The organism is Bradyrhizobium sp. SOJA106, assembly GCF_059448745.1.
The window spans coordinates 1,797,497-1,824,226 of the sequence record NZ_CM182549.1; the positions used below are offsets into that span (position 1 = coordinate 1,797,497).

The 26,730-nt window shown below is 57.9% G+C and carries 13 protein-coding genes and 1 pseudogene; 13 read left to right on the forward strand and 1 reads right to left on the reverse strand.

Going from position 1 to position 26,730, the window contains the following annotated elements:
* The first annotated feature begins 18 nt into the window (after positions 1 to 18).
* From AC5V87_RS08220 to AC5V87_RS08240, 5 genes and pseudogenes are all read left to right on the forward strand, one after another.
* A complete protein-coding gene (locus AC5V87_RS08220) occupies positions 19 to 2,199 on the forward strand; it encodes a 3-hydroxyacyl-CoA dehydrogenase NAD-binding domain-containing protein (protein ID WP_495370583.1) in 2,181 nt (726 codons plus the stop codon).
* Positions 2,200 to 2,851: 652 nt separating this feature from the next.
* A pseudogene (locus AC5V87_RS08225) lies at positions 2,852 to 4,032 on the forward strand (trans-sulfuration enzyme family protein).
* A 1,332-nt stretch (positions 4,033 to 5,364) separates the two neighbouring features.
* Positions 5,365 to 5,856 carry a GNAT family N-acetyltransferase gene (locus tag AC5V87_RS08230; RefSeq protein WP_495370584.1) on the forward strand — a complete coding sequence of 164 codons (492 nt, stop codon included), beginning with the start codon at positions 5,365 to 5,367 and terminating at the stop codon, positions 5,854 to 5,856.
* 300 nt (positions 5,857 to 6,156) lie between these two features.
* Positions 6,157 to 7,161: a cysteine synthase family protein gene (locus tag AC5V87_RS08235; RefSeq protein WP_495370585.1), complete on the forward strand. Its 1,005-nt coding sequence runs from the start codon at positions 6,157 to 6,159 to the stop codon at positions 7,159 to 7,161.
* 739 nt (positions 7,162 to 7,900) lie between these two features.
* Positions 7,901 to 8,893: a succinylglutamate desuccinylase/aspartoacylase family protein gene (locus AC5V87_RS08240; RefSeq protein WP_495370586.1), complete on the forward strand. Its 993-nt coding sequence runs from the start codon at positions 7,901 to 7,903 to the stop codon at positions 8,891 to 8,893.
* A 513-nt stretch (positions 8,894 to 9,406) separates the two neighbouring features.
* Here AC5V87_RS08240 and AC5V87_RS08245 read toward each other — a convergent pair.
* Positions 9,407 to 9,853, reverse strand: a complete 447-nt coding sequence (locus AC5V87_RS08245) for a hypothetical protein (RefSeq protein WP_225130612.1) — start codon at positions 9,851 to 9,853, stop codon at positions 9,407 to 9,409.
* 1,929 nt (positions 9,854 to 11,782) lie between these two features.
* Between AC5V87_RS08245 and AC5V87_RS08250 the strand changes: the two genes are divergently transcribed.
* The 8 genes from AC5V87_RS08250 (at position 11,783) to pimD (ending at position 26,552) form a co-directional block, all read left to right on the forward strand.
* Positions 11,783 to 12,265, forward strand: a complete 483-nt coding sequence (locus tag AC5V87_RS08250) for an SET domain-containing protein-lysine N-methyltransferase (protein WP_495370587.1) — start codon at positions 11,783 to 11,785, stop codon at positions 12,263 to 12,265.
* A gap of 1,079 nt (positions 12,266 to 13,344) precedes the next feature.
* Positions 13,345 to 15,210, forward strand: a complete 1,866-nt coding sequence (locus AC5V87_RS08255) for an IucA/IucC family protein (protein ID WP_495371856.1) — start codon at positions 13,345 to 13,347, stop codon at positions 15,208 to 15,210.
* A gap of 872 nt (positions 15,211 to 16,082) precedes the next feature.
* Complete coding sequence (locus AC5V87_RS08260) at positions 16,083 to 17,045, forward strand: D-2-hydroxyacid dehydrogenase (RefSeq protein WP_495370588.1); 963 nt, start codon at positions 16,083 to 16,085, stop codon at positions 17,043 to 17,045.
* Positions 17,046 to 18,020: 975 nt separating this feature from the next.
* Complete coding sequence (locus AC5V87_RS08265; RefSeq protein ID WP_495370589.1) at positions 18,021 to 20,246, forward strand: acetate--CoA ligase family protein; 2,226 nt, start codon at positions 18,021 to 18,023, stop codon at positions 20,244 to 20,246.
* Positions 20,243 to 22,339, forward strand: a complete 2,097-nt coding sequence (locus tag AC5V87_RS08270) for a 3-hydroxyacyl-CoA dehydrogenase NAD-binding domain-containing protein (RefSeq protein WP_495370590.1) — start codon at positions 20,243 to 20,245, stop codon at positions 22,337 to 22,339. Before AC5V87_RS08265 ends, AC5V87_RS08270 begins: the two co-directional genes overlap by 4 nt.
* Positions 22,340 to 22,703: 364 nt before the next feature.
* Positions 22,704 to 23,891 (forward strand): acetyl-CoA C-acyltransferase, encoded by a 1,188-nt coding sequence (locus AC5V87_RS08275; RefSeq protein WP_495370591.1) that lies wholly within the window; start codon positions 22,704 to 22,706, stop codon positions 23,889 to 23,891.
* A 175-nt stretch (positions 23,892 to 24,066) separates the two neighbouring features.
* Positions 24,067 to 25,257, forward strand: coding sequence for a pimeloyl-CoA dehydrogenase large subunit (gene pimC, locus AC5V87_RS08280; RefSeq protein WP_225130626.1), 1,191 nt, complete (start codon positions 24,067 to 24,069; stop codon positions 25,255 to 25,257).
* A gap of 161 nt (positions 25,258 to 25,418) precedes the next feature.
* Positions 25,419 to 26,552, forward strand: coding sequence for a pimeloyl-CoA dehydrogenase small subunit (pimD, locus tag AC5V87_RS08285; protein WP_495370592.1), 1,134 nt, complete (start codon positions 25,419 to 25,421; stop codon positions 26,550 to 26,552).
* Positions 26,553 to 26,730: the final 178 nt, after the last annotated feature.

Below are 26,730 nucleotides of genomic sequence, written 5' to 3' on the forward strand. Positions count from 1 at the left end.
AGGCGGCAGGAGCAGCATATGATTTTTCAGAACTTTCAAGTTGAAGTCGCCTCGGATGGCGTAGCTCTCGTGACTTGGAGCAATCTCGGTCGTTCGGCCAACGTGCTGGACGAGACTTCGACTAGCGAACTCGAGCAGATTGTTAAGGAGATCATAGCGGACAACTCGGTGAAGGGCGTTGTTATCACCTCGGGCAAGGAGAACTTCTGCGCGGGAGGCGATCTCCCGTTGCTCGAAAGCACGAATAGGGAATACATCAAGGCGATGGAGGAAGAGGGGGAGCTTGCCGCGACCCAGATGCTGTTTAATCGAAGCCGCCGATTGTCGCTCGCCTTTCGGTCGATCGAGACGTCGGGCAAGCCCTGGGTGGCTGCCATCAATGGGACCGCGCTAGGCTGCGGATTTGAGCTGACGCTATGCTGCCATTATCGCGTTGCGGCCGATAACCCGGTAACGCAGGTTGGTTTTCCCGAGATAAAGATTGGTCTGCTCCAAGGCGCTGGTGGGACCCAGCGTGTGCCTCGCATCGTAGCTTTGGAAGACGCGATTCAGATCTTGCTAAAAGGCCAGCCCGTGAACCTGCCGCGCGCCAAAGCACTGAAGCTGATCGATGCGGTGGTGCCGGCGGCCGATCTGATCAAGAGGGCGAAAGACTGGATAAAAGGGAGCGGCGACGCGGTTTCACCTTGGGATAAGCAGGGATTTAGGTTCCCCGCTGGGCCGATATATTCGCCGGCAGGCAAATCGGCGTTTCGGGCTGCCAATGCGCTCTATCGGCGCGACACTTACGACAATTATCCTGCCTCCCGCGCAGTAATGAGCTGTGTCTATGAAGGCTTACAGTTACCAATCGACGCGGCGCTGCGCGTGGAGTCGCGATATTTTACGAGCGTCCTACGGTCCAAGGAAGCTCGGGCTATGATTCGCAGTCAAATCTCGATGCGCGAACTGGAGCAAGGGCGTTGCCGTCCGCAGGACGTGCCGCCCAGCAAGGTCAGGAAGCTGGCTGTCATTGGCGCTGGTTTCATGGGTGCAAGCATCGGTTACGTTTCGGCGCGCGCCGGAATCGAAGTGGTTCTAATTACCCGGCACCAACAGAGCGCGATTAAAGCCAAAGCGTACGCAAAATCTGCGTTCGACGATCTAATTCGGAAGGGGCGTGCCAACGAAAATGAGCGCGACGAAGCGCTCTCGCGCATCACGGCAACCACTGATTATGCGGCGCTTCCGCAATGCGATCTGGTCATCGAGTCGGTATTTGAGGACCGGAAGTCCAAGGCCGACGTGTATGCCAAGGCACAGCCTCTTCTGAAGGACGGTGCTATTTTCGCCTCGAACACTTCGTCGCTGCCGATCAGTTCTCTGGCCGAAACCTTCGGGAATCAGGGCATATTCGTTGGCCTTCATTTCTTCTCGCCCGCTGAAAAGATGAGGCTGGTCGAGGTTATTCTAGGCAAAAACACAGGCAAGCTCGCGCTTGCCACCGCCCTAGACTACGTTGCCCAGATCGGGAAGACCCCGATACTCGTAAAAGATTCCCGCGGGTTTTTCGCTAATCGCTGCGTGCGGCGCTATGTCTCTGAAGGAATAGAGATGTTTCTGGAGGGGGTGCCTCCGGCTGCGATCGAGAACTGCGCCAAGATGGCAGGCATGCCGATAGGACCGCTCTCGTTAGCTGATGAAGTTGCTCTCGACCTTCGCTTGCAGATTATGAAAGCGACAGAAGCCGATTTGGGCCCAAACGCGATCGACCCAGGCCAAAAGAAACTGATGGTAGAGCTAGTCGAGAACCAGGGTCGATTTGGACGAAAAAACGGCCGTGGCTTTTACGATTATCCTGAGAAAGGCAACGGAAAAAAGCATCTTTGGCAGGGTCTTGCCAATCTGCAACCAAGGCATATTGATTCCGACAGGGTTGATACAGGGGAGTTGAGCCAGCGGTTCTTGATTGTGCAATCGGTGGAAGCTGCGCGCGCGATCGACGAATGCATCATAACCGATCCGCGCGACGCCGATGTCGGCTCAATTTTAGGCTTCGGCTATCCACCGTTTACCGGTGGCGTACTATCATATATCGACCTCGTAGGCGCGGACAGGTTTGTTGAGCGCTGCCGCAAGCTCGAAGCTACGTACGGTGATCGGTTTACACCGCCGCAGCTCTTGGAAAATATGGCCAAGAATTCTGAATCCTTCTACTAATTAGCATAACTCTCTTGAGTGCAAGAAAAGACGTGTCGCCATCGCAGCGTATCGGGTCTGCGAAAGAGTCAAAAGTTCGAAATGTTTTACTCAGACCGCGCGACTGCGCGGCCTTGATCAGCACTGACTGGATCTATGCGAACTCATGAAGGTGATCGTTGAGCGTTGGACACAAGCCCTTGCCTCCTCCATGTGGAACGCTACACCCCCTTGGCTGGCAAGCTTACCAATCCGTGCTGGGCAATATCTCACTTGCCCCGATCTGCATCAAACGGGATAGCAAACAAAGGCTGAAATGCATCGAAGCGTCATGGCTTCTCTGGAGCTTGACTGATCGCGTTGACAGAATGTCCCGGCACGCTGCCAGATGGCCAGAAGCAGGAGGGCGATTGTGCACGGCTGCCAGGAAGCGAGGACCTATGTTGCTAGGCGAGCCCACTGCAGCGCTCTTGATCCGACAATGGTGTGAGAAGTTCTCGATGTTTATTCGTAAGTTCGCACGGGATGGCGTGATGAGTGATCGCCACTAAAGAAAAGAGTTTTGGAGACTGCCGCGGGTGGCCGTTATCATGGTGAGTTTTCCCGCGAATCTCTGGAGCTCCCCACGAGCGGGACACGGGAATTCCTCACGAAAGATCTATGAGACGGCAAGATGCGCAAGAACACCCGTTTAGATGAGACGCTTTGCGTTATTCCGCCTGAAACACCGCTTGAAGGCTTCGCGAGTCTTGCCATTCCCGTCTATCGGGGATCGACAATTGTATTTCCGGACGCAGCCTCTTATCGCGGCCGGGCTACTCGTGCACCAGATGGTTACACCTATGGACTGTCGGGGACGCCGACCACACGGACTTTGGAGCGGCAGCTGTCCGCCATGCACAATGCGGAGCGGGCAATCATTGTGCCGTCTGGTCAAGCTGCGATTTCAGCCGCCATATTAAGCGTGGTCAAAAACGGCGATCTTCTGCTCGTAACGGATAACGTTTATCCGCCTGTAAAGCAATTCACGCGCAAGATACTTGGCGATCTAGGTATAGAGACAGAGTTCTTCGATCCTACTCGGCTCACAGAACTCGAGGCGCGGCTTCGCTCCCGACGCACGCGGCTCGTGTGGATCGAGTCCCCGGATCGACCACCATGGAGATCTGCGACATTCCCGCTATTGCTCGCTTGAGCAAGGAAAACGGCGCGCTCCTTGGATGTGACAACACCTGGGCAACGGGACTATTGTGCAAACCTTTGGACCTGGGCGTTGATATAGTTGCGGAAGCACTCACGAAATATGTTGGTGGGCATTCCGATATTCTGTTGGGCGTGATTATTTTCTGTAATATGGACCTCTACCAGCGTGCACGACTCACATTGGGGTCACTTGGTATCGGCGTGTCGCCCGACGAATGTTCTCTTGCCCTGCGCGGCATGCAGACAATGAGCCTCCGATTGCGACACGTTGGCAAACTTTCAGAAGAATTTGCTCTCCAATTGGCTCAAAGTTGGAACTTCCCGGTGCTACACCCTTGCCTGCCTGGGTTTCCTAATCATGAAATCTGGCAGCGTGATTTCAAGGGCAGTTCCGGTGTTTTCAGCCTCCAAGTGGACAGCGTTTCTTCAGAAGGTATCAATCGCGCGTTAGATGGTCTCCAGACATTCGCCATAGGAGCCTCTTGGGGCGGGACCCGCAGCCTTGTGGCCCCAATGATCATCGCCAGCGACCGCGATGTTATGGCTTCAAGCGCCTCAACAACCTATCTGCGGATTAGCATTGGCTTGGAAAACATTGACCAGCTGTGGGCAGATCTTGAAGGGCTGGTGAAAACGTTGCAACGTCAATAACGCCACACACGACCGACCTAACCATATCGTAAAGGCCGTTTTTGAAGAGCGGCATTGACGCCACAAGCAGAGCTGCCGTACGCAATCTGGTAGGGCAGGGTGAGCTTGGCATAGAAGCGCTTGTACGTGCACGGATGCGCATGACCAGAGACTTTCGACAATGAAAGGAGAGGCAAATGGCGCATCTCCCACGATGGCCCCCAAGGATTAATACATCTCGGCTCAACCAATCTAGTCGTATCGAGGCAAGTGGCAAGATATCTAGACTCATGTTCGTCAGAGCTATGTGCAGATCATCAACTCAGCCGTCCGCCGCCGCGCCAACATCAAGTGCCCTTTGTCAGACCTCGCTCGATGGATCGACTGGCTTCTTCGAACTTGCCTGTGAGAGGCGGCGACGCTCCTTTACGGATCAATCATGCAAGCACGTGCGGATTGCAGCAGAGCTGAAACTCCTCTGGTCGGCGCCGTCGATTTCGCGGGGTGCGATAAAGCCTCAGAAGCTTATTGTACTTGGCCTCGTTCCAATCGCGCCGAGCCGCTCAGCGAGCAGACCCCTTGATCAATCGTTCTGACGCAGCATACTAGAGGAAGACAATGACAATCCGCCGCCACGCCAGATTGGGCCGGTGAGCCACGACCGCCCGATATTGCGCCGGAACGACGTCCAGGCTCTCTCCTACCACGACTCCAAGCGTAAATTGCCGACGCTTTGTCGACAATCATTGTCCACCCGGCAACACGTGCCGTAACGGCGTCATATGCGGCCGTCATTGCGATATGGCGTCCTTGCCCATTCCGGAGCTGCAGTTCTGGAACTGAGGTCCGTTCAACAGACGCTAGTGAAAACGTGACTCATCTTAGATCCCGTGCGACTTATCTTAGATTTTGATCTTGGAACGACCACCCCACCATTTTTGGAATTGGCGCTTCGTTCGGTGCGCCAGACGTTGCTCTTGAAATCAATTCACAGAGGCAAAACCAGCAGTTTCGGGCAACCGGTTTGGATCTACGCAACCCGTAGGTCCATGCGCTCGACCTACGTACCGAGACCACAGCGATACTACCGCCGAACGCAGGACAATCGACGCTGTTGGTTTTGTCGAGTTCGCGACAAGAGACTACCAGCGCCTCGCCTCTTGCTGCCACTCATCTAAGCCGTTGAATTGTCAATTCTAATCCGATCTCGGCGCTCTTGCGGTTGTTGGCACGAGTTTTGTGAGTCTCTCGTCGGAGCTCAAGGAGCTACCAACGCAGATCGACGTTGTGTCGGAGCTATTCATTCGTTTTCTTCAGCAAGGGCCTGAATCGACGCTGATACGGAGAGTTAGCATGCGCGCGGCGCTGAAAAGCCTGTCTCATCTTGATTACCCGCTGGTCGCCCACCTGAGGGTGGAGCCCGAGCAAGAAGACTTTGTGGACCCATTGGATTTAGTGTTTTCGGAGCTTCGAAATAGCGCATGTCCCGGTTTTGAGCACGCGTTCTCGATTGAGGTCTGCGATAAGACCGTTGGCTTCTTTGTTCTGCGTGAAAGAGCGGCATTGCCCGAATGGGCGCTCCCAAATGCCATGACCTTGCACACCCTTTGCGTGGACCGATCATGCCAAAGGAATGGATACGGTAAAGCAGCGATTGAACTTGCTGCTCGATGGATCTCTAGGAACCGTCCTTCTATCGGCAGTCTCATGCTCGGCGTCAACGTACGCAATGTGACAGCTAGAGCTGTTTATCTGGAGTCGGGGTTTCGGGACACGGGCGCTACTCACTACGGCCCAAGCGGCCTTCAAAACATTCTTAAACATGAGATCCGTCCGGGAGGGTAAGAGTGCCTTGTTCTCGATTAGTCCCTCGGGCGGCGTGGCATTCGCGGCACGTCTTCTCTGAGTGAAGCCTGCATGGTTTTCGCGATTCGGTCATAGAATGCTCGGTGGAGAATGTTCCAGCAAATTTCTGATCCTCGTCCCGAGCCACAAATTGGAGACTAGCTTAACTCGCCAGTCGAGGTCGTCACCAGATGGTCATCTCGAAGCAAAAAATCTACCACAACCTGAGGCCCCGCCCGCTCCGCAGAGGAGGCGCACAACGGCGGTCCACTCATTACAGAAGCATCAAAGAGGCATGCTATGCTGCACAAGACCGTAACTCAATTGATCGGGCAGACGCCGGTAATGTCAGTTGACATTCCCAATCGTGATGCCCGTTTGATGCTAAAAATCGAAAAAAACAATCCGGGCGGTTCGATGAAGGACCGCATGGCGCGAAGCATGGTTATGGCTGCGCTCCAGGATGGGCGACTCGCTCCTGGCGGCACCATCGTTGAGTCCTCTTCCGGCAATACGGGTATAGGTTTAGCTCTCTCCGCATTGGACTTTGGCCTGCACTTCATCGCGGTGGTAGATCACCATGCGGCCCCCGATAAAGTCCGGATGATGCGGGCGCTCGGCGCCGAGATCCGCTACGTCGAAGGCGAGTTTGCGGAAGACGAAGTCGCCGTCGTCGCGAGGCAGCGCTTAGCGGAACGGCTTGCCTCAGAGCTTAGCGGCGCGCTATTCATGAACCAATCGAACAATCCTGCAAATCCGGACGGCTATGCAACTCTCGTCGAAGAGCTGATCACGCAAATTCCTCAGGGCATCGACGCGTTTGTCGGATGCGTTGGGACCGGCGGGTCCATGACAGGTATTGCGCAACGGCTCAAGCGCCATAAGTCGACGGTGCGCACAATCGGCGTGGAGCCGGCCGGATCGATCATTTTCGGAGGACCCGCGCACCCCTATTATCAATCAGGGACCGGCATGCCTACTGGTGACCAGGTCGGCAACGTCCTGGACTATGGCTGCATCGACGAGGGCGTCCAGGTGACCGATGCTCACGCTTTCGAGACGGCGCGCTACATCGCTCGGCGCAAAGGGCTTTTAGTCGGCGGGTCGTCCGGCGGCGCTATCTACAAAGCCTTGGAGTTCATCGACGCAGGCAAGCTGACCGGTACGGTCGTAAGCTTGGTGGTTGATGGCGGTGAAAAATATCTGAGCACGATTTTCGACGATGACTGGATGGAAAAGCGTAGCTTGCTAGATCCAACAGTCGCTGCCCAATTGGACAAGTGGCTCTTTGGGAATGACACGTAAGGTAACGGTAGCTGGGCACGCATCCCCATTCGATAATGCGTCGCTGCTTATCTTCAGTAGGTGCGAATGCATCGAGGTGGGAAACTCGCGAGGATAATGGTCTTGAGACAGGTTAAGAGGATCGTCATGAAGGCCGACTGGGCGAGAGAACTTGAGTAGGCTGATTATCGGTCAGCCTCCTGCCGGCTTAAGCCTTAAAGCCGGATGACTTTGCTGCTTGATTTCGTGAAGGGGTAACATGCTTCATAGCTTGCCTCAGCGAATGTGGGCATGGGCGTGGCGCGCATATAACGATGTGCTGAGCTCGCTCGCGGAGAGCCGATGCAGGCGCAGCTCTTGCTGCCGATTAGGAGCGACGTTTGCCCCAGCATTGAGAGCAAAAGCATCCGATGACGCTCCAAGTTCTGCATCCGTCCGAGCGTAAAAAGGGCATCGCGATGTTTGGCGAGGACAAGAACGTGTTGGAAAGGGGCGTATACCTTACCAAACCGATGTTTTGGATGAACCTATGTCTGGGTCCTCGAGCTCGAGATCATGCGTGACTTACGCCATACTTGCGGGGACCGCGCCGCAATCACGAGGAGCAGCTCTGTTGATCATCGTTTGTCCTATTCTGTCGTTGAGAGAGCTTCTCCTATCTGGGTTGAAAGGCGTCTGAGGGAGAGTTGCATCGAAACCGCAAGCGTCCGTGCTCGAGTGCCGTTTGTCAACCAAAGGTGCAAGATCTATGAGAACCCGCGTGTGGACTACTATCAATTTTGATGCGGACGGAATGCAATCCGATTTCGCGCGCGTTCCATACTCCTCGGACACCTCCGCCTATGGTTGGATCCCTATCCCGATGCTTTGCTTCAAAGGTGCTGACGGGCCAACGGCCCTATTTACTGCGGGTACCCATGGGGACGAGTATGAAGGCCAAGTCGCACTTCGCAAGCTAGCACGAGAACTTACGAGTACCAATCTCCAGGGTCGGGTCATCATCCTGCCCGCTCTCAACAGGCCTGCGGTCGCCGCGGGCCATCGCAACTCGCCCCTCGATGGAAGCAACCTCAATCGCGTTTTTCCTGGTATGCCTGATGGCGGCCCAACGGCCATGATCGCACATTATGTAGCCACGGAACTGTTTCCTCGCGCCGATCTTATCATTGATCTGCATTCGGGCGGGACATCGCTCGAATACTTGCCTGTGGCGCTGGCCCCACCCGGGCGCACCGACGGCGAAGCCGAAAAAATCCGCTGCCTTTTGAGGAGTTTCGGTGCGCCCTATGGCATCCTTACGGACAGAGCGGGAGGCGGAGCAAGCGGCACACTCTATGGGTTCGCCGAACAGCAGGGCATTCCAGCATTGACGACGGAGCTCGGCAGCGGTCCAACGATATCAAGAGTTGGCCTCGCAATCGCCGAAAGCGGCCTTCGCCGCGTGCTGCGTGACTACGGTATCGCGCCCGATATTATCGCTCCAGAGGCGCCGCCGGTTCGGCTCGCCAGATCACTCGGGCGAACAAGTACAATCTATTCGCCTACTGATGGTCTTTTCGAACCTCATGTGAGGCCCGGCGACCAGGTTGCCGTCGGTCAAAAGGCTGGATGCATCTATCGCTTAGATGACCCGCTCGCGCAACCGCTTGAACTCACCTTTGCTGCAGCAGGCATCGTCAGCTTCCGGCGCTTTCCAACGCTTACGTCGATTGGGGATGCACTATTTGGCCTTATGGTAGAGGCAGATAACTAGCAAAAAGTGTGGCAGAAGTGTTCCTTCGATGGGCGCGACTGCATCGAACGAAACCGCTACCAAAGCGTGAACCGAGAGTTGGCGTTGAGCGCCTCAGATGATCCCGCATCAGCAGTTCGGCTGGACGCGGGCATGTACCCGGTGGTTGATTCCGGCTGGCCTGCGTTCAGCAGTTCTCTTCGCGCATGCGTTTCTGGCCCGATCTTTCGCTAGCTCGAGAGCCGCAATGGCTCCATCGAGGTCCTCCAAAGCCGAACGTAACTGGAGCTGAGAATTGATCTATCGCCAAGCTTAAGCGATCCCGGCAAAGCGATTCAGTAGAGGCGCGGCGACCGCACGTAGCTCGGTGGCTCGCTTGGCGACCATCAAGCAAAGCCCTGTTGTCCCGATTCCATGCGAGCGTCGATGCAGCGAAGTGTTTCGGCTGGGTGATGCGAGGTATTCCATACGTCAGTCGTCACCCAATGCTCTGATTAGTTTGGCATGGTACGTGCTTTGCTGTTCGTACACGAGTCACAGGCGAGCCTTTGTCGCGAGCTGCTGGTGCATTTCAGTCGTCTGAATGCGCAAGGTGTACAAAGAATCAGGGACAAAAGAATGTGCGCAACGGCCAATCCCGTATCGAATTACGCCGTAATCAAACTGCCTGTCAGGCAATTGCGACCGACAGAGCAAATCAACATTGAAGATGCGCGTAAACTGACGAATATAATCGGGAAGGAGAAACGTTGGAAGCGACCTATTTTGGTCGAGCACCGTCACTCTGTCATCATGGACGGTCATCATCGCTACTTCTGTGCAAACGCGCTTGGTCTCTCGTTTGTCCCGTGCGTCTTGCTTTCTTATGATGATCCCAACCTGCAGGTGACCTACTGGTCCAATTCGGCGCCTGTCGCTGTGGATCAGATCATCCGGGCCGGGCTTTCCGGCGACCTTATGGACTATAAAACGACGCGCCATCAGCTACTCGTCCCTGTGGACAGCTGCTCAGTCGACCTAGACGACTTGAGGTGAGGGACGATGGAATGATGCAGGGCTTTAACGAACGCGACGTCAAATGAAGAATGGTCCCGAGCCGTAGACAAGTTTTGTTCCCTTTCAACCTCGGTGGGCTCCCGCAACGTAGAAGGCAAGTAGCCCTTTTCCACCGTACGCCTGATGTCTGCTCGAGGGGCCCCCACGTGGTACACGTGCGCTGACGTCTAGCAGCGCGGGCAACCTTGTCTACCCGATCTTAGACGTTGTCGATAGGCATCCAGGCGATCTCGCCCACCAGCTCCCGGACGCGGCCGTCGGCCGCCCTAGTGATCCGGCGACCTGACGGACAGTCCCGCCGTTAGCTCGCCGGGCATCACACGGCGATAATGCATGATGCGACCAAAACTCTCAAAAACACTCGCCTCGCAAGCTCGGGGTTGAATGCTATCGCGACGATTAGGGCGATAGCTCCCAATGTTCGAAGCGCCCGCAGACGGGGAGAAGCCGTACCGAGACAAACTCTTCGATCAAGCGCTCAAGCCGGTCGATCCGGTCCTTGGCGACCCAAACCGCCTTACTATTTCGTGAAGCGCGACCATGTGCCGGAGTGATTTAACCTCTAGTTCCTGAGGCTAGCGAGATAACGAATTGTCGAGCCTTTTCTGCAGGGATAGGTGAGGCCGTGCTTGAGCATCAAGGCGCGCGCCTTCTGCCGATGGACGGCAGCGCTTCAACCGCTGCCACTCGGACGTGAACGAGACCGCGCATCGTCTCGCGGCATTCATCGGAGACCCATACCGCCGTCGGCGCCCACGCGTAGCAGCCACGCGAGAAAGGCGCGCCTGGCGGTTAGTCTTGGCCCGATCACCTGCCTTCTTTGAGGCCAGTGACGAGCTAGCCTGCATTCATGAGGCATAGCCGGCCGGACAGGCCTCATAACCAAAATGCACACGATCAAATCGGCACCGATCCGTAGCGCATACTGGCTGCAGGCGCGTCGACCTCGCAAGAGGCAAGCGTCTCCTTTGCCGGCATGTTTCCACGAACGCGCAGTGTCTTCACCTTCGCGACGTCGGCTCTGACACATGCATAGCAATCAGCTACCACAACTCCTTCCCGGATCATGATTATCGGATCGGCCGCCCGATCATCACTCGGACTCGCTGTGTCGGCCGGTCGCCTCAACACAGGCGGACATAGGGTCTTACAGCTCGTCTATCTCGCCAGGGTGCTGGATCGGGTAGCATGCCAATTTCTGTTGTGGCGGTGGTCGGATCACCATGGAAGCAGCCTTTCTCGCAAAAAAAATCTTTTGAGGATACCCTGATCGTCAAAGCGGGTCGGACCCCTCCACAGATTTGGCCTCACAATTCACGGGTAAGCCCCTCATAACTGTACGCGCCGGCAACGACGTCGCCGTCAGCACGGACGATAAGGGCGCCCGGCGCGACAAACGTGTTTGTCTGAACGGTGGGAGCGCAGCGCCAGTACGAGGAGGTATATCGTCGGGTCTGCGAGACCGGCAGTGGGGGCTCACGATCATAGGCCATATCCCGATTCCACAGAGACGCCCCTATTCGAGCTTCGACCGCAGCACACCAAGCCTGCTTCACCTCTCCGCCCGATCCGCGTGGCCGCCTAACATAGGCAGAGGTGTCAACGCGGAGAATTGTCGTGACTGGCTCGATCTACGGCGGCAGCCGCCTTGGAGGCGGCGCGAACGAACTTACTAAACGCCTTCTGCTTGAGTTGAGTTCAAGTGTGAGCTCAACGAGCCGAGGCTATCATCATTGGCAGTTGGCAGACCAGAGGTAGAGCGTCTAAATCGCATGATGCCGATGAGTCACAGCTACCGTGTCGACAGCTAAACAAGATGAGAGCACAGGTCAAATCGAGTCGGAGAGATAAGCTATGAACAAAACTAACCTCGCTTGTAAGCCGTCAGATCGCATCTACGTCGGACGATCCGAGATAAATGGGTCCGGCTTGTTTTCAAGAAGAAATATATCGAGGGGAGATGTCATCGAACGGCTCGAAGGTGAGATCTGTCCGCTGGCGACCAAGAGGACGATACAGATTGATCGCGATAAGCATCTTTGTAGTGAATACATAGACTTCATAAATCACTGTTGTCGTCCGAATGCCCGCCTTCAGATCGACGATGGTGGCGTTGCACTGATTGCGATGGAGGAAATTGGTCGTGACAGAAATGAAGTGACGATCAATTACAACTGCTCCGAATACTCTCTTGCTGAGAGCTTCTTGTGTCGATGCTGCGAGCCTCCCACGCTTATCGCTGGATACAGATACTTATTGGAAGCAGGTCACGGCGAATACCTAAATCGAATAGAGCAATTCGTGCTGCCGCACCTCTTGTCGATGTCTTCAAAATGATCGTCGTCACAGGACTGAGTTCGACTACGAGGAGGTAAACTGAGATCAGGTAGTCCAAGCATGGTGTAAGGAGTGCAACAGCTGCGTCGCAGAGATGCGTTACGCGGAGTTCTGATGGTCGAGCCAGCTTGCTCTTTCAGCCCGATTTCTTAGCTCTCTGCGGACCACGTCCTGCAGCGTCTCCTTGTGTCGAGCGATAGATCCGACGACAGCTTCTTTCAGCTTGATCTTCTCGTCCTCGAGCTGCTTTAACCGCCGTTTCTCGGTCGGCAACCGCCGTCATACTCTTCTTCCAATTAAAATAGGGAAAGTCACCTGGCTGATGCGGCCTTGCGACCGATGTCCGACAGCAAACGGATAAACGCCTTCTGGCAGCCGAAACGCCGAGGGCCTTCTTCATTCTTCGCTCGTTCCAGCCTGGGAATCAGTGCGAAAAATTGCAGCTCAAATAGTGCTTACCGCGCCTCAGATCACATTCTTGCAAAAAGTCGATCCCTCGCGATTGCTATGAAATCAATCGCCTGATTCATGCAAGTAACCCCAATCCCCAGTTGTTTGCCACTTCGCGCCGGCAAATAGTTGCGCTGAGGGTCCGAAAATTGCGCATGTCCGGTTCCAGACATTTTTCGGCCGAGCCTCGGCATCTCACTGTGTAAGCATTTCAGCGACGGAGGAAAAAGGCGGAATGCCCTCCTCTTATCTCCGCAACATCCGGGCACATCGTCGTGGCATACTGTTTGCTGGGAGATCGCAGGGCTTACGACGCGCCACTTTCGGCGAAGGAAGATCCAATGAAATTGATCGGGGAGATCAAGCAGCTGGGAGCGGTTCCGATCGAAGCTTTGTCACTCGTGTTCCTTTTCGAATGATGACACGGAGGATAGTTCGTCTATGCCGTACGGCATCGGGACGGACGGCCCGAAACTCTCTGAAGTCGCAGAACATGCAACTAGCCGCGCAGCGCGAGAGGGTCATCCCCGCAAAGTTAGTTGGACGCTCAGCTCGAACGCGGCGTTCGACGAAGAGGCGCAGGCCCGTTTGTTCGCCGTTCTCGTGGAGGAAGTGAAATGGACCAGAGCATGTCCTCCTGGGCATATGATGAATCTAAGGCGCGTACCTCGCGGCTTTGCCTGGGCGCATCGCGCAATGCCATCTGCCGCTTGGTCCGCTGCCTATTCGCCGAGCGTCTTCTTGAGCCGGAGGGATTAATGTGGGCTCGCCAAGGCAACGAAGCATGGCTTCCCCTTTGGCGATCACGCGAAGTCCTACACTTTACGGATTTGCATCGTGCGCCTGCCGGAATACTTCAAAATCGAGGTTCAATCGAAGTAATAGACGAGACCGGCGCTCGTTACCTGATCGATAGTCCCTCCGACCTCATCGGACAGGTCGCGTCGGCTTTGACAATCGCGCCAGCAACGGACGGCGTTCAGCGTCTCATCTGCGACGTCGAGGACAGCATGCGTAACGACGTCCTCGCACGTGATCACCGGGAGCACTGGAGCGCAGAGTTGCGTGGTAAAATAGCCGAAGTAGGAGCCCGGGATTTCATCGAATATCTCCAAAGGAATCTGCCGCCGCACCTGGCGGCAATTACTCTCGATCAGTGGGGAGCACTGGAGGGACATCCCTTCTACCCGACATGGAAGGCCAAATCCGACCTGTCGACCGAGGACGTCACTGCATTGTCGCCTGAGTTCGGGGCTCGCGTGCGCGTCCGAATCGCCGCACTGCGCAAAGAATGGTCTTATGTGGAGAAGATGCCGCATGTGGGCACCTATTCGGAATGGTTCTCCCAAAACTTCCCGCAGCTCTGGTACGACTGGACTGAAGGACTTAAGAAAAGGGGCAAATCCTCTGAGGACTGGCTGCCGCTACCTGTCCATATCTGGCACCTAGACAATTTTCTGCGACGTGAACTCGCCTCAGAGATAGCGTCTGGAATTTTCGATCCCAACGGCCCGGAAATCATAACGCTGCCGGCAATGTCATTCCGCACAATGCTGCCAGACACACGGGAGCCGAGACCCTTTATCAAATTACCGGTGGCGATTTGGATGACCAGCGAACAGCGCATTCTGCAGGCAAAGTCGATTCACATGGGACCGCGTCTCAGCACCTTGATTCTAAAAATCATATCAAAGGAGAGGCATCTCTCAGAAAAATTGGAGATCTTCCCAGAGGAGCTGGGGGCAATCCTTCACCACCCCGTAACAGACGACGAGCATCGGGGTCGATTTCTTTCGGTTGTCTACCGCAACCCTGATGCAATGACACGAAATGATGGACTATTTTCGGTCACTGTTGCAGCGCTCCTTGCTGCAAGCCCGGTCGACGGCCGCCCGCTCATTTGCGAACTGATTGCGCGGGGCGGCTGTCAAAGCGAATCTGCATTCTTCCGTGCCTATGTGAGGACCGTGATCACGCCGATCCTCACCATGTATTTGCTTTACGGACTGGCGCTTGAGGCGCATCAGCAAAACAGTACAATCTTGTTCGACGAGATCGGTCGTCCCCAAAAACTCCTACTCCGGGATTTCGGCGACGCCCGCACCTTTGTTCCCCTGCTCAAGGAGCGAGGGTACGATCTCAAGCCGTTCACTCGGACGGGGATCTTACCCACGGCCTTTTACGACGACATCAGTCTCGTGCGCTCATTCGTCATCGACGCGTGCTTCGTCTGTCATTTACATGAGGTCGCACTGTGCCTCAATGAACATTATGAGCCGTCAGGCCCAAGCCTTTGGTACATCCTACGGGAAGAGACCGAGGCCGTCTTTGACGCCCTCAGGCCACGCATGATGTCGGATGCGCTCTGGTTGGAAGAACGCAAAGCGTTTCTCGAGGATCCCTGGCGAAGCCGCTCGGTGCTACGGATGCACTTGGAGCGCTATCGGGACTTTCGAGTGGAGCACGAGCTGCCAAATCCACTGGCGGGAGTGTAATGACAGCGGTCCCCGGGGTTTTCGGACCTGGCATACTGCATCCGCAAACCGCCGGTTCAGCGCCTCTGATGTTGCGCTTGACGGCCGCTGGAAGCTGAAATCGGGCTTTGACGCTCCGTGCCAGGCCAGCTGAAGACCCACTTTATCCTTCAGAGCAGGATCGATGCGCCGAGAATCCAAAAGTGGCGATCGCTATATTCGGGCTGCCGTCGTCTTCAAGTCTTTCATTGCCACCCTGCCGGTGTCGCAACTCTCCTGGCCTGACGGACGCGCCCCCCTTTGCTGTTTTGCCTGCCAAAGAACATCGATGGCGGCAACATAGCGAGATTTGCTGCCTGTTCTTTCGGCGGCCATGATCGTGTGCGGTTTCGCCAGAGCTGGCTCACTTTACGCCAAGCGCTCCCGCTTGGTGGTCCACAAAGGTGGACGGGGCACCACCTTGGTAATGCAGATCGTTTCGTTCCGAGCGATGTGACAGAGACTGGAGACGAGGCGCAGGCGATCCCGTTCTCTATGCGCCTCACGGTCCACATTGGCCAGTTTCGCGATGACCTTGTCGCCTCAACTCGAGCATAGGGGAGAACAAACGGCGAGACGTGGGCGAATTCGCCGGAATCAACGCAAGGACGCAGAATTTCAAACAGCAGCGGCGCTACATCGAATGAATCGAAAGTCGGTCGTTTGATAGCGGTTTTCCGGCAACTGAAAAAGGAAACGATTTCTGCGCCCCAGGCGGTTCGGTGAGTTCAAGAAGGCGCACACCTTGGCTCGCACGATGCGATGTGTGCAGATCCTCGCTCCCATTCAGCAGGTGTTTTGAGCAAACAAGAATCGGTGTCCAGGCACCATCCTACGCACAAACATGAGGTAGCATGTCAAGTGAAAGTCCCGCCCTCACCATTGTCGTCAACCACGATAAGGCGGAATTGTTTGCACATGTGTTGGGTGAACGTTTTCCGCAAGTCCGAATCATTGTGGCGCCGGATGCCGAACGGCTAGAGCAACACATAGGTGAGGCCCAGGCATTGCTTGCTTACCATTTCCCGGTCGAACTGCACGGCCGGGCGCGGAAGCTGAAGTGGTTTCAGTCCCTTAGCGCGGGTGTCGATTCCATGCTTCCGATCCGCGACAGAGTGGGTGATATCATCGTGACAAATGTTCGCGGAATGCAGGGCGGCCTCATCGCTGATTACGTGATGGGCGGCGTGACGATACTGAATTGGAATTTCCGAAAACTTTTGTCCGAGCAAGCGGAGCGCAAATGGATCCATCGATCCGTGGCGCCTTTGGCCAACAAAACGCTTGGCATTGTCGGGTTGGGTTCGATCGGTTCGACTATTGCTCGGCGCGCGAAGAGCGCGGGGATGATCGTTTTGGGTGCGAAGCGGGATATTTCTGTCCTGGCGGAAGACGTAGAACGGTTGTTCGGCTCCGATCAGCTGAAGGACTTGCTGCCACTCTGTGATTTCGTGGTTTTGGCCGTGCCGGCCACGCCGGAGACGGTCGGTCTGATCGGCGCTGACGAGATAGCATGCATGCGAAGTGATGCATTCCTGATCAACATCGCCCGGGGCAGCGTCGTCGTGGAGTCCGAATTGATCAGTGCCCTGCAGGCGGGCTCACTCGGGGGTGCAATGCTCGACGTGTTCGAGCGTGAGCCGCCGCCGCAGGACAGTCCGCTTTGGGACATGCCGAATGTGATCATGACGCCCCATATTGCAGGTATTCTCACAGATTATGTGGAGCGAGCAATTGACATCGTCACAGAGAACGTCGAACGCTACCTGAAAGGGCTCCCGCTGAGGAACGTAATTGACCTGCGACGCGGTTACTGAGCCTCGATGGGAGCCAGGCAGAAGATTCGTTTCGCTCGCCCCACGTGCCGCCGCATGGGCGTCTCGAATCGATGGCGTGCTTAGGCTCGCCGCGAGACGAATCTTACATGAATCCTGGACGATATCCTATATGAATGCTGTTGAATGCCTTTTGCAGCGGGCCAAGCTTTGCTGGCTCAACGAGGCTAGTAATGGCCGGCTTCCTGATGGGGGGGACGGCCTGAGAGGCGGTCTCCTGACTGAACAGCCCTCGTTGGGGCACCTCGAGATGACAAACCTTGCTCTGGAGAGCAAGGATGGCCGGCCCTCCCCGAACTGCTCGGCAGGTTGTCCCGGTCGGAGCCAATTGTTGTCGGGGCAAGCCGTCTTTTCCTTTGCAGCGGCCTCATTCCCCCTACTGTCGTCGTGCTCGAGCTGAGTATCGTTTCGATCGAATGAAAAGCCGCGCTGTTGTCCAGTTCCGCGTTGAATTTCGAACATATGACGGCCCAGATTGAAGAAATTCGGCCGGCGAGACGGCTAGTCTATTTGAACAACGCAGTGAACCGCCTGAGCGCTGCACATTAACCCGGGCGCGATGCAGAGGTTCATTGTCTATCGCCCTTTCGAATTACCCTGACTGCTCGGAGTTCTGATTGCTGTTTGCATTGATCCTGCACGCGATGCGGCGCTGATGCAGCGTCGATTCGCGTCTGCTCGGAATATTGACTGGCCGTACATCGCCGCGCTGGGCCTCCGGTTCACCAGGGACTCCAGCGATCGGATGATGGCGATCTGTCATCCTGGTGAGTATTCGATGTGGCGCGTCGGTGTACGAGATGCGGCCCCACTGCAGTCTAGGGCCTGCGACGAGTGTGGTCGGCTGAACAATGTCTTGACGTGCGTTCCGCTACCTCGCTCGCAGATGATGGGCTTTAAGGCTGAGACGATCGAGCATCGCGTCTCGGCGGAATAACTAAAGGAAGAATTGGAGCTATGGAAGCACGCGTTCCGACCGCCGCGGTCGCCTCAAGTGATTGGTCGCCTGCAGCCGATGCGAGTGACGTCATTAGCGGCATTCATGCGATGCTGCATCCCCGCAACATCGTGCTCGTCGGTGCCACAGACAAGCCGGGCAACTATGCCGAGCGCATTTGGAACAATCTGATCAAGTATAAATACGCTGGCGGGCTCTATGCTATGAACCCCGGGCGCGACACGATCTGGGGCGTGACCTGCTATCGGAATTTCGCCTCCCTTCCCGAAGCGCCCGACCATGTGCTCGTGCTGGTGCCGGCGAAGTTCGTCGTTCAGGTATTACGGGAGGCAGCCAGCGCAGGTGCGCGATCAGCAACTATCGTGACGTCGGGATTCAGCGAGTTGCAAGATGAGGAAAGTCAGCGGCTTGCGGCTGAACTTAAGGCCGCGGTGCGCGAGACGGGAATTTTCGTAACGGGCCCGAATTGCCTTGGCAATTTAAGTGCAGGCGAAAGACTGTTCACCAATATCGATGACCGAGTCGTCACGATGGAGCAGGGGGCGGTCGCGATTGCCGGCCAATCGGGCGCTATCGTGATGCTGATCCGGCAGGCGCTCGAGGAGCGCGGTGTCGGTGTCGGTTATATGGTATCGACCGGTAACGAGGTCGGGCTGGAAACGCCGGCTTTGATAGAGTACTTCGCCGCCGATCCCTCGATCCGAGTCATCGTGGTTTATCTGGAGGGCGTGCGCAATACCAATGCGTTTCGGCGTGCCTGCAGGGCAGCGCGTGACGCCGGAAAACCTGTCATTGCGTTGAAGCTGGGGGCCTCTGCGGGGGGGCGCGCTGCCGCTATGGCGCATACCGGGGCGCTGGCAGGCTCCATCGAATCCTTCGACGCGATATCGAGCCGCGAGGGCGTGATCCGGGTGCGCGGGCTTGATGAGCTGATCGAAACGACCGAATGTTTCGTTCATGCTCAATTACCTAGGGGCGGGCGGCTTGCCGCGGTGACGCTATCGGGTGGCAAGCGCGGGCTTCTGATTGACGCATTCCATTCGACGGGACTTCATTTTCCCCCGCTCTGTAAGGACATTAGCGGAAAGCTCGCGACGATGCTTGGGCCGGGTTCGCTCGTTGGCAATCCGCTGGATGCCGGTTTTGCTGCGGTGGTCGATCCATCCGTTTATCTCAAGTCAATCAAGATCATGATCGATGATCCGGACACCGACATCGTCATCATTGACGCGGAATTGCCTAAGGCGCCGCATGAGTTGCGCGAGAAAAATCTGCGCATCGTTAACGAGATGGCGAGCACCACATCGAAGCCTGTGATCTACATTAGCGGGATGTCCATCGGATTTACCGAGCACTCAAAGGCCCTGCGTAAGTCCTTGCCTTACATTGCTGTTGTGCAGGGCATGGACCGTGCCGTCAGCGCGATCAAGGCGCTAATCGACTATGCGATGCTCAAAAATGACGTGCCCGATATCGTTTCCTGCTCAAAACCCCGGGCTCGGGCCGTACTAAAAAAGACCTTGAACTGCACCAACGGCGCCGCGCTCGACGAAGTCGCCTCGAAAAAGCTGCTCAAGGCCTATGGCATTCCGATCCCAAAGGAGGCGATAGCGCGAACCGCCAAAGAGGCGTCAGCACTCGCAATGAAGATCGGCTTTCCAGTCGTGGCGAAAGTAGTCAGCCCTGACATCCTTCACAAATCCGATGTCGGCGGCGTCATGCTCAACCTCAAAAGTGCGGACGAGGTTCAGGTTGCCTTCAACGAAATCGTCACACGCGTGAAGAAGTTGAAGAGCAAGCCGAGGCTGGAAGGTATCTTGATTTCTCAGCAGCTCGAAGCCGATCTCGAGCTACTGATAGGCGCCTCGCTTGATGCTGAGATGGGGCCGGTGGTGCTATTTGGCACCGGCGGTGTCGACGTCGAGTTGATGAAAGACGTGGCACTCGCCGGAGCGCCTATTGACGCGACCGAGGCCAGAAGGCTGATACGTCGCACCAAAGCGGGCATTAAGATCGGGGGCTACCGCGGCAAGCCCGCCTTGAAGCAGGCTTCAGTTGTCAAGGCGCTCGTCGGGCTCTCCAACCTGATAGCCGATGCGGATGGTCAGATCACGTCTATTGACGTCAATCCATTTCTCGTCACGACCAAGAAAGGTCTCGCGGCTGATGCACTTGTCGTACTGCGGTCTGACACAGACAAGAGCGCCAAGAGGAGCCCACTGTGAGCGAAGTGGTGAAGCTTGAGCGTCATGATGAGGTCGGCATCGTCACAGTCAACAGTCCACCGGTCAACGCGCTGAGTGCCGCAGTCCGGGGCGGCATCTTCGAATGCATCAAGGCCGCAATCGCCGATCCTGCGATCAAGGGCATCGTGCTGACCTGCGCCGGCCGCACCTTTATCGCCGGTGCCGACATCACCGAATTCGGCAAGCCGCCAAAGCCGCCCGCCCTCAACGATGTGCTTTCCGAGATCGAGAACTCCCCAAAGCCGGTCGTGGCCGCGATCCATGGTACCGCGCTCGGCGGCGGCCTCGAGGTCGCGCTGGCCTGTCATTTCTGCGTGGCCGTGAAGGAAGCCAAGCTCGGCCTGCCCGAGGTGAAGCTCGGCCTGTTGCCGGGCGCTGGCGGCACCCAGCGCCTGCCGCGCGCGGTCGGGCCGGAACTCGCGGTCAAGATGATCGTCGGCGGTGATCCGATCTGTGCTGCCGAAGCGCTCAAGAATGGCCTGATCGAGGAGATCGTCGAAGGTCCGGCCTCCGGCGGCGAAGCCTTCGTGCGCAAGCTGCTCGCCGAGAAGCGCCCCCTGCGGCGCCTGCGCGACGACGATTCCAAGCTCGCGGCGGCCAAGGCCGACCGCTCGATCTTCACCAATGCGGTCGCCGCCATGACCAAGAAGGCGCGCGGCCTGAAGGCGCCGTTTGCCGCCGCCGACGCCGTCGGCTACGCCATCGACCTGCCGTTCGACGAGGGGCTGAAGAAGGAGCGCGAGGGTTTCCTCAAGCTCGTCTCCAGCGACCAGTCCAAGGCGCAGCGTTATGCCTTCTTCGCGGAGCGCGAGGCCAGCAAGATCGCCGGCGTCCCTGAAGGCACCAAGTCGCGGCCGGTGAACCGCGTTGCCATCCTCGGTGCCGGCACCATGGGCGGCGGCATCGCGATGTCCTTTGCCAATGCCGGCGTGCCCGTCACCCTGATCGAGTCCGGTGAGGAGCAGCTCAAGCGCGGCATGGGCATCATGCAGAAGAACTGGGAAGCGACCGCCGCGCGCGGCGGAATCCCGGCCGACGCGCCAGCCAAGCGCATGGCGCTGATCAACGGCGTCGTCGGCATCGAGAACGTCGGTGATGCTGACCTGGTGATCGAGGCCGTGTTCGAGACCATGGCGGTGAAGAAGGAAGTGTTCGGCAAGCTCGACCAATACGTGAAGCCCGGCGCCGTGCTCGCCTCCAACACCTCCTACCTCAACATCGACGAGATCGCGAAGGCGACCAAGCGGCCGCAGGACGTGCTCGGCATGCACTTCTTCTCGCCCGCCAACGTCATGAAGCTGTGCGAGATCGTGCGCGCCGACAAGACGGCGCCGGATGCGCTGGTCACCGCTGTGACCATCGCGCGCAAAATTGCAAAGGTGCCGGCCGTGGTCGGCGTCTGCGACGGCTTCGTCGGCAATCGCATGCTGGCGCAGCGCGGCAAGCAGTCCGAGAAGCTGCTGTTCGAAGGCGCGCTGCCGCAGCAGGTTGACGCGGTCGTCACCAAGTTCGGCATGCCGATGGGGCCGTTCGCGATGGGCGATCTCGCCGGCCTCGACATCGGCTGGCGCTCGCGGAAAGATCGCGGCATCAAGTCGGAGATCGCGGACGCGCTGTGCGAAGCCGGCCGCTTCGGCCAGAAGACCGGCAAGGGCTATTACAAGTACGAGGCCGGCTCCCGCGCGCCGCTGCCCGACCCCGAGGTCGAGAAGCTGATCGACGAGACGCTGCTGCGCCTCGGCCGCAAGAAGCGCGTCGTCAGCGACGAGGAGATCTTGGAGCGCATGATGTACCCGATGATCAACGAGGGCGCGAAGATCCTCGAAGAGGGCATCGCGGCGCGTCCCTCCGACATCGACGTGGTCTGGCTTTACGGTTACGGCTGGCCGATCTATCGCGGCGGCCCGATGTACTGGGCCGACACCGTCGGCCTCAAGCACATCGCCGATCGCCTGTCGTTCTACGCCAAGGAGACCAACGACCCCAGCCTCGAGCCCGCCCCGCTGCTGAAGAAGCTCGCCGCAGAGGGCAAGATCTTTGCGTCGCTCGCGGCCGCGGCGAAAGCGGCGTGATGGCCTCAGCCTCTCCGCTTGTCATTCCGGAAGCGCCGAAGGGGCGGGCCGGGAATCCATTTCGCCGTGAAAAGCGCGGGTCGATTGATTCCGCGGCTCGCGACTTGTCCAATCCCGGAATGAGTCTGATCTAATTGCAGAAAATGACCCCTCCCGGTGACCAGGCTTATTCCGAGACCGTGCGGCAGACGACACCATCTTGCAATGCGCGCCGCCCGACCACCTGTCGGAAGCTGCCGCTGATTATGGCGCGCATGCCGAATCTGGCGACCAGCGGATCAGCTCACCGAACTCGCGGCCATGGTCGGGCGCGCCAACAGCAGAAATCGTCACAATCCATCTCATCTCGCATCAGGAGGTCGTTTTGATCGACGCCGTCATTGTTTCAACCGCCCGCACGCCCATCGGCAAGGCCTATCGCGGCATGCTCAACGCCACCGAGGGCGCAACCCTGCTCGGCCACGCCATCGGCGAAGCCGTCGCCCGGGCCAAGATCGAGCCCAATGAGGTCGAGGACATCGCAATGGGGGTGGCCCTTCAACAGGGATCAACCGGCAGCAACATCACTCGCAAGGCGCTGCTCCGCGCCGGCTTTCCCGTGACCGTTTCCGGCACCACGATCGACCGGCAATGCGGTTCGGGCCTGCAGGCGATCGCGCTCGCCGCGCGCTCGGTTATCTTCGACGGCGTCGAGATCGCGGTCGGCGGCGGCGGCGAGTCGATCAGCCTCGTGCAGAACGACAAGATGAATTCGTTCCACGTACGGGATCCCGCGCTGCTAAAAATCAAGAGCGAAGCCTACATGTCCATGATCGACACGGCAGAAGTCGTCGCTAAGCGCTACGGCATCTCGCGTGCACGCCAGGACGAATATTCGCTGGAAAGCCAGCGCCGCACCGCGGCCGCGCAGCAGGGCGGCAAATTCAAGGACGAGCTCGCGCCGATCACCACCACGATGGCGGTGACCGACAAGGCGACCGGTGCCGTGTCGATGAAGGAGGTCACGCTGTCGCAGGACGAAGGTCCGCGCCCCGAAACCACCGCTGAAGGCCTCGCAAGGCTCAGGGCCGTGCGGGGCGAAGGATTTTCGATCACCGCCGGCAATGCCAGCCAACTTTCGGACGGCGCCAGCGCTTCCGTCATCATGAGCGACAAGGAAGCGGCCAAGCGCGGTCTTGCGCCGATCGGCATCTTCCGCGGCTTCGTCTCCGCCGGCTGCGAGCCGGACGAGATGGGCATCGGCCCGGTCTTTGCCGTGCCGCGCCTCTTGAAGCGCCACGGCCTTACCGTCGACGACATCGGCCTCTGGGAGCTGAACGAAGCCTTTGCTGCGCAGGTGCTGTATTGCCGCGACAAGCTCGGCATCGACCCCGAGAAGATCAACGTCAATGGTGGCGCGATCTCGCTCGGCCATCCTTACGGGATGTCAGGCGCGCGCCTGACCGGCCACGCCCTGATCGAGGGACGCCGCCGCAAGGCCAAATATGCCGTCGTCACCATGTGCGTCGGCGGCGGCATGGGCGCGGCGGGTTTGTTCGAGGTGTTGCAGTAATCGCACCTTGCAGCCGAGTTGCGCAATTGCGCACGCGCGGCACGAACCGTATTCCGCAGACGGAGTGACGGCTACGGAGACGAGTGGCTTTCTTACGAAGGCCGATTGTTACGGTCCCGGCCCCTGTGCCTGTTTGCGCAAGGCCGGACGACGAGGAAGCTCACAGGAGGATCTCATGGATCTCGCGTTCACAAAGGAAGAGCAGGCGTTTCGGGAGGAGGTGCGGCAATTCCTGAGTGACAACGTGCCACCGGATACGCGGCGCAAGCTTGTGGAGGAGCGGCACCTCTCGAAGGACGAGATGGTGACCTGGTGGCGCATCCTCAACAAGAAAGGCTGGGGCGTCAGCCACTGGCCCAAGCAGTACGGCGGTACGGGTTGGACATCCGTGCAGCATTATATCTTCAATGAGGAATTGCAGTGCTATCCGGCGCAGCCTCCGCTCGCTTTTGGCGTCGGCATGGTCGGCCCCGTCATCTACACCTTCGGCAACGAGGAGCAGAAGAGGAAGTATCTGCCGCGCATTGCCAATGTCGACGATTGGTGGTGCCAGGGCTTCTCCGAGACAGGCTCCGGCTCGGACCTTGCTTCGCTGAAGACCAAGGCCGAGCGGAAGGGCGACAAGTGGATCATCAACGGCCAGAAGACCTGGACCACGCTCGCCCAGCACGCCGACATGATCTTTTGCCTGTGCCGCACCGATCCGTCCGCGAAGAAGCAGATGGGCATCTCCTTCATTGTCCTCTCGATGAAATCGAAGGGCGTCACCGTGCGACCGATCCAGACCATCGACGGCGGTCATGAGGTCAACGAAGTGTTCTTCGACGACGTCGAGGTGCCCTACGAGAACCTCATCGGCGAGGAGAACAAAGGCTGGGATTATGCAAAATTCCTGCTCGGCCATGAACGAATCGGCCTAGCTCGCGTCGGCCTCTCCAAAGCACGGTTGCGCCGCATTCGCGATCTCGCCTCCAAGGTGGAAGCCGGCGGCAAGCCCATTATAGAGCATCACGCGTTCCGCCAGAAGCTCACGGCCTGCGAGATCGAGCTGAAGGCGCTCGAGCTCACCCAGCTCCGCGTCGTCGCCGACGAAACCAAGCATGGCAAGGGCAAGCCGAACCCGGCCTCCTCAGTCTTGAAGATCAAGGGCTCCGAGATCCAGCAGGCCACCACCGAGCTGCTGATGGAAGTGATCGGCCCGTTCGCTGCTCCTTTCGAAGTGCGCGGCGACGACGGCTCCAGTGAGGCCATGGACTGGACCGCCCAAATCGCGCCGAGCTACTTCAACAACCGGAAGCTCTCGATCTATGGCGGCTCCGACGAGATCCAGCGGAACATCATCGCCAAGGCGGTGCTGGGGCTGTGAATTCTGCCCGTCACAAACACACTCGACGTCACGGCCGGGGCAAAAGCGCGAAGCGCGTCTTCGACGAATGACCCCGCCATCCACGCTAGCGGCACGAAGAACGTGGATACCCGGCACAAGGCCGGGCATGACGAAATCAGATACCGGGAGAGTTGAGAAACATGGATTTTGACCTGAACGAGGAGCAGCGGCTTCTCAAGGAAAGCATCGACGGCCTGCTGACCGATTCCTACGATTTCGAGCAGCGCAAGAAGTATATGAAGGAGAAGGGCGGCTGGAGCAAGGCGGTCTGGCTCAAGCTCGCCGAGCAGGGCCTGCTCGGCCTGCCGTTCAGCGAGGCCGATGGCGGCTTCGGTGGTGGCGGCGTCGAGACCATGATCGTGATGGAGGCGCTCGGCAAGGCGCTGGTGCTCGAGCCGTATCTGGCAACGGTCGTGATTGGCGGCGGCTTCCTGCGCCATGCCGGCACCGACGCTCAGAAGGCGGCACACCTGCCCGGCATCATCGACGGCAGCAAGACGCTGGCGTTCGCCCAGCTCGAGAAGAATTCGCGCTACGATCTGTTCGACGTCACCACGACCGCGAAGAAGAAGGGCGACGGCTGGGTCATCGACGGTGAGAAATTCGTCGTGCTCAACGGCGAGAACGCGGACACGCTTGTAGTGACCGCCCGCACCAAGGGCGACCGCCGCGATCATGGCGGCATCGGCGTGTTCCTGGTGCCGGCCAACGCCAAGGGCGTCGGCACGAAGGGCTATCCGACCCAGGACGGCCTGCACGCCGCCGACATCACCTTCGCCGGCGTCGAGGTCGGCCCGGATGCGGTGCTCGGCAATCCCGAGGATTCCCTCGCGCTGGTCGAGCGCCTGGTCGACGAGGCCCGCGTCGCGCTCTGCGCCGAGGCGGTCGGGCTGATGGACGAGTCGCTCAAGATCACGGTCGAGTACATCAAGACCCGAAAGCAGTTCGGCGTCGCGATCGGCTCGTTCCAGTCGCTCCAGCACCGCGCCTCCGACATGTTCGTCGCGGCCGAGCAGGCGCGCTCGATGTCGATGTTCGCGACCATGGCTGGTGATTTCGAGAACGCCAGGGAGCGCAGCAATGCCATCGCCGCGGCCAAGGCGCAGATCGGCAAGTCGCTGAAATTCGTCGGTCAGCAGTCGATTCAGCTCCACGGCGGCATCGGCATGACCATGGAGGCGAAGATCGGCCACTACTTCAAGCGCCTCACCATGATCGAGAACTCGTTTGGCGATGTCGACTATCACCAGTCTCGCGTGATGGGGATAGCTTAATTTAATACACAGCCGTCATCCTGGATCTCGCAAGCGCGGGGCCAGTCTTCTCGTTCCTGGCAAAGCGAACCAACCCAGACCCTTTCGGCGAGAGACAGCCGGATGGTTCGTCGCTACGCTCCTGGCGATGACGGAGCAAGCGCACCCAATCAGGTCGACAAAAATGGAAACCACCTTG

What these genes read in the sequence shown, in the direction of transcription:
- AC5V87_RS08220 (WP_495370583.1), top strand. Translation starts at nt 19, where the DNA reads ATGATTTTTCAGAACTTTCAAGTTGAAGTCGCCTCGGATGGCGTAGCT.
- AC5V87_RS08230 (WP_495370584.1), top strand. Translation starts at nt 5,365, where the DNA reads ATGCGCGCGGCGCTGAAAAGCCTGTCTCATCTTGATTACCCGCTGGTC.
- AC5V87_RS08235 (WP_495370585.1), top strand. Translation starts at nt 6,157, where the DNA reads ATGCTGCACAAGACCGTAACTCAATTGATCGGGCAGACGCCGGTAATG.
- AC5V87_RS08245 (WP_225130612.1), bottom strand. Translation starts at nt 9,853, where the DNA reads ATGGCGCGTCGTTTTATAGTCCATAAGGTCGCCGGAAAGCCCGGCCCG.
- AC5V87_RS08250 (WP_495370587.1), top strand. Translation starts at nt 11,783, where the DNA reads ATGAACAAAACTAACCTCGCTTGTAAGCCGTCAGATCGCATCTACGTC.
- AC5V87_RS08255 (WP_495371856.1), top strand. Translation starts at nt 13,345, where the DNA reads ATGTCCTCCTGGGCATATGATGAATCTAAGGCGCGTACCTCGCGGCTT.
- AC5V87_RS08260 (WP_495370588.1), top strand. Translation starts at nt 16,083, where the DNA reads ATGTCAAGTGAAAGTCCCGCCCTCACCATTGTCGTCAACCACGATAAG.
- AC5V87_RS08265 (WP_495370589.1), top strand. Translation starts at nt 18,021, where the DNA reads ATGGAAGCACGCGTTCCGACCGCCGCGGTCGCCTCAAGTGATTGGTCG.
- pimC (WP_225130626.1), top strand. Translation starts at nt 24,067, where the DNA reads ATGGATCTCGCGTTCACAAAGGAAGAGCAGGCGTTTCGGGAGGAGGTG.
- pimD (WP_495370592.1), top strand. Translation starts at nt 25,419, where the DNA reads ATGGATTTTGACCTGAACGAGGAGCAGCGGCTTCTCAAGGAAAGCATC.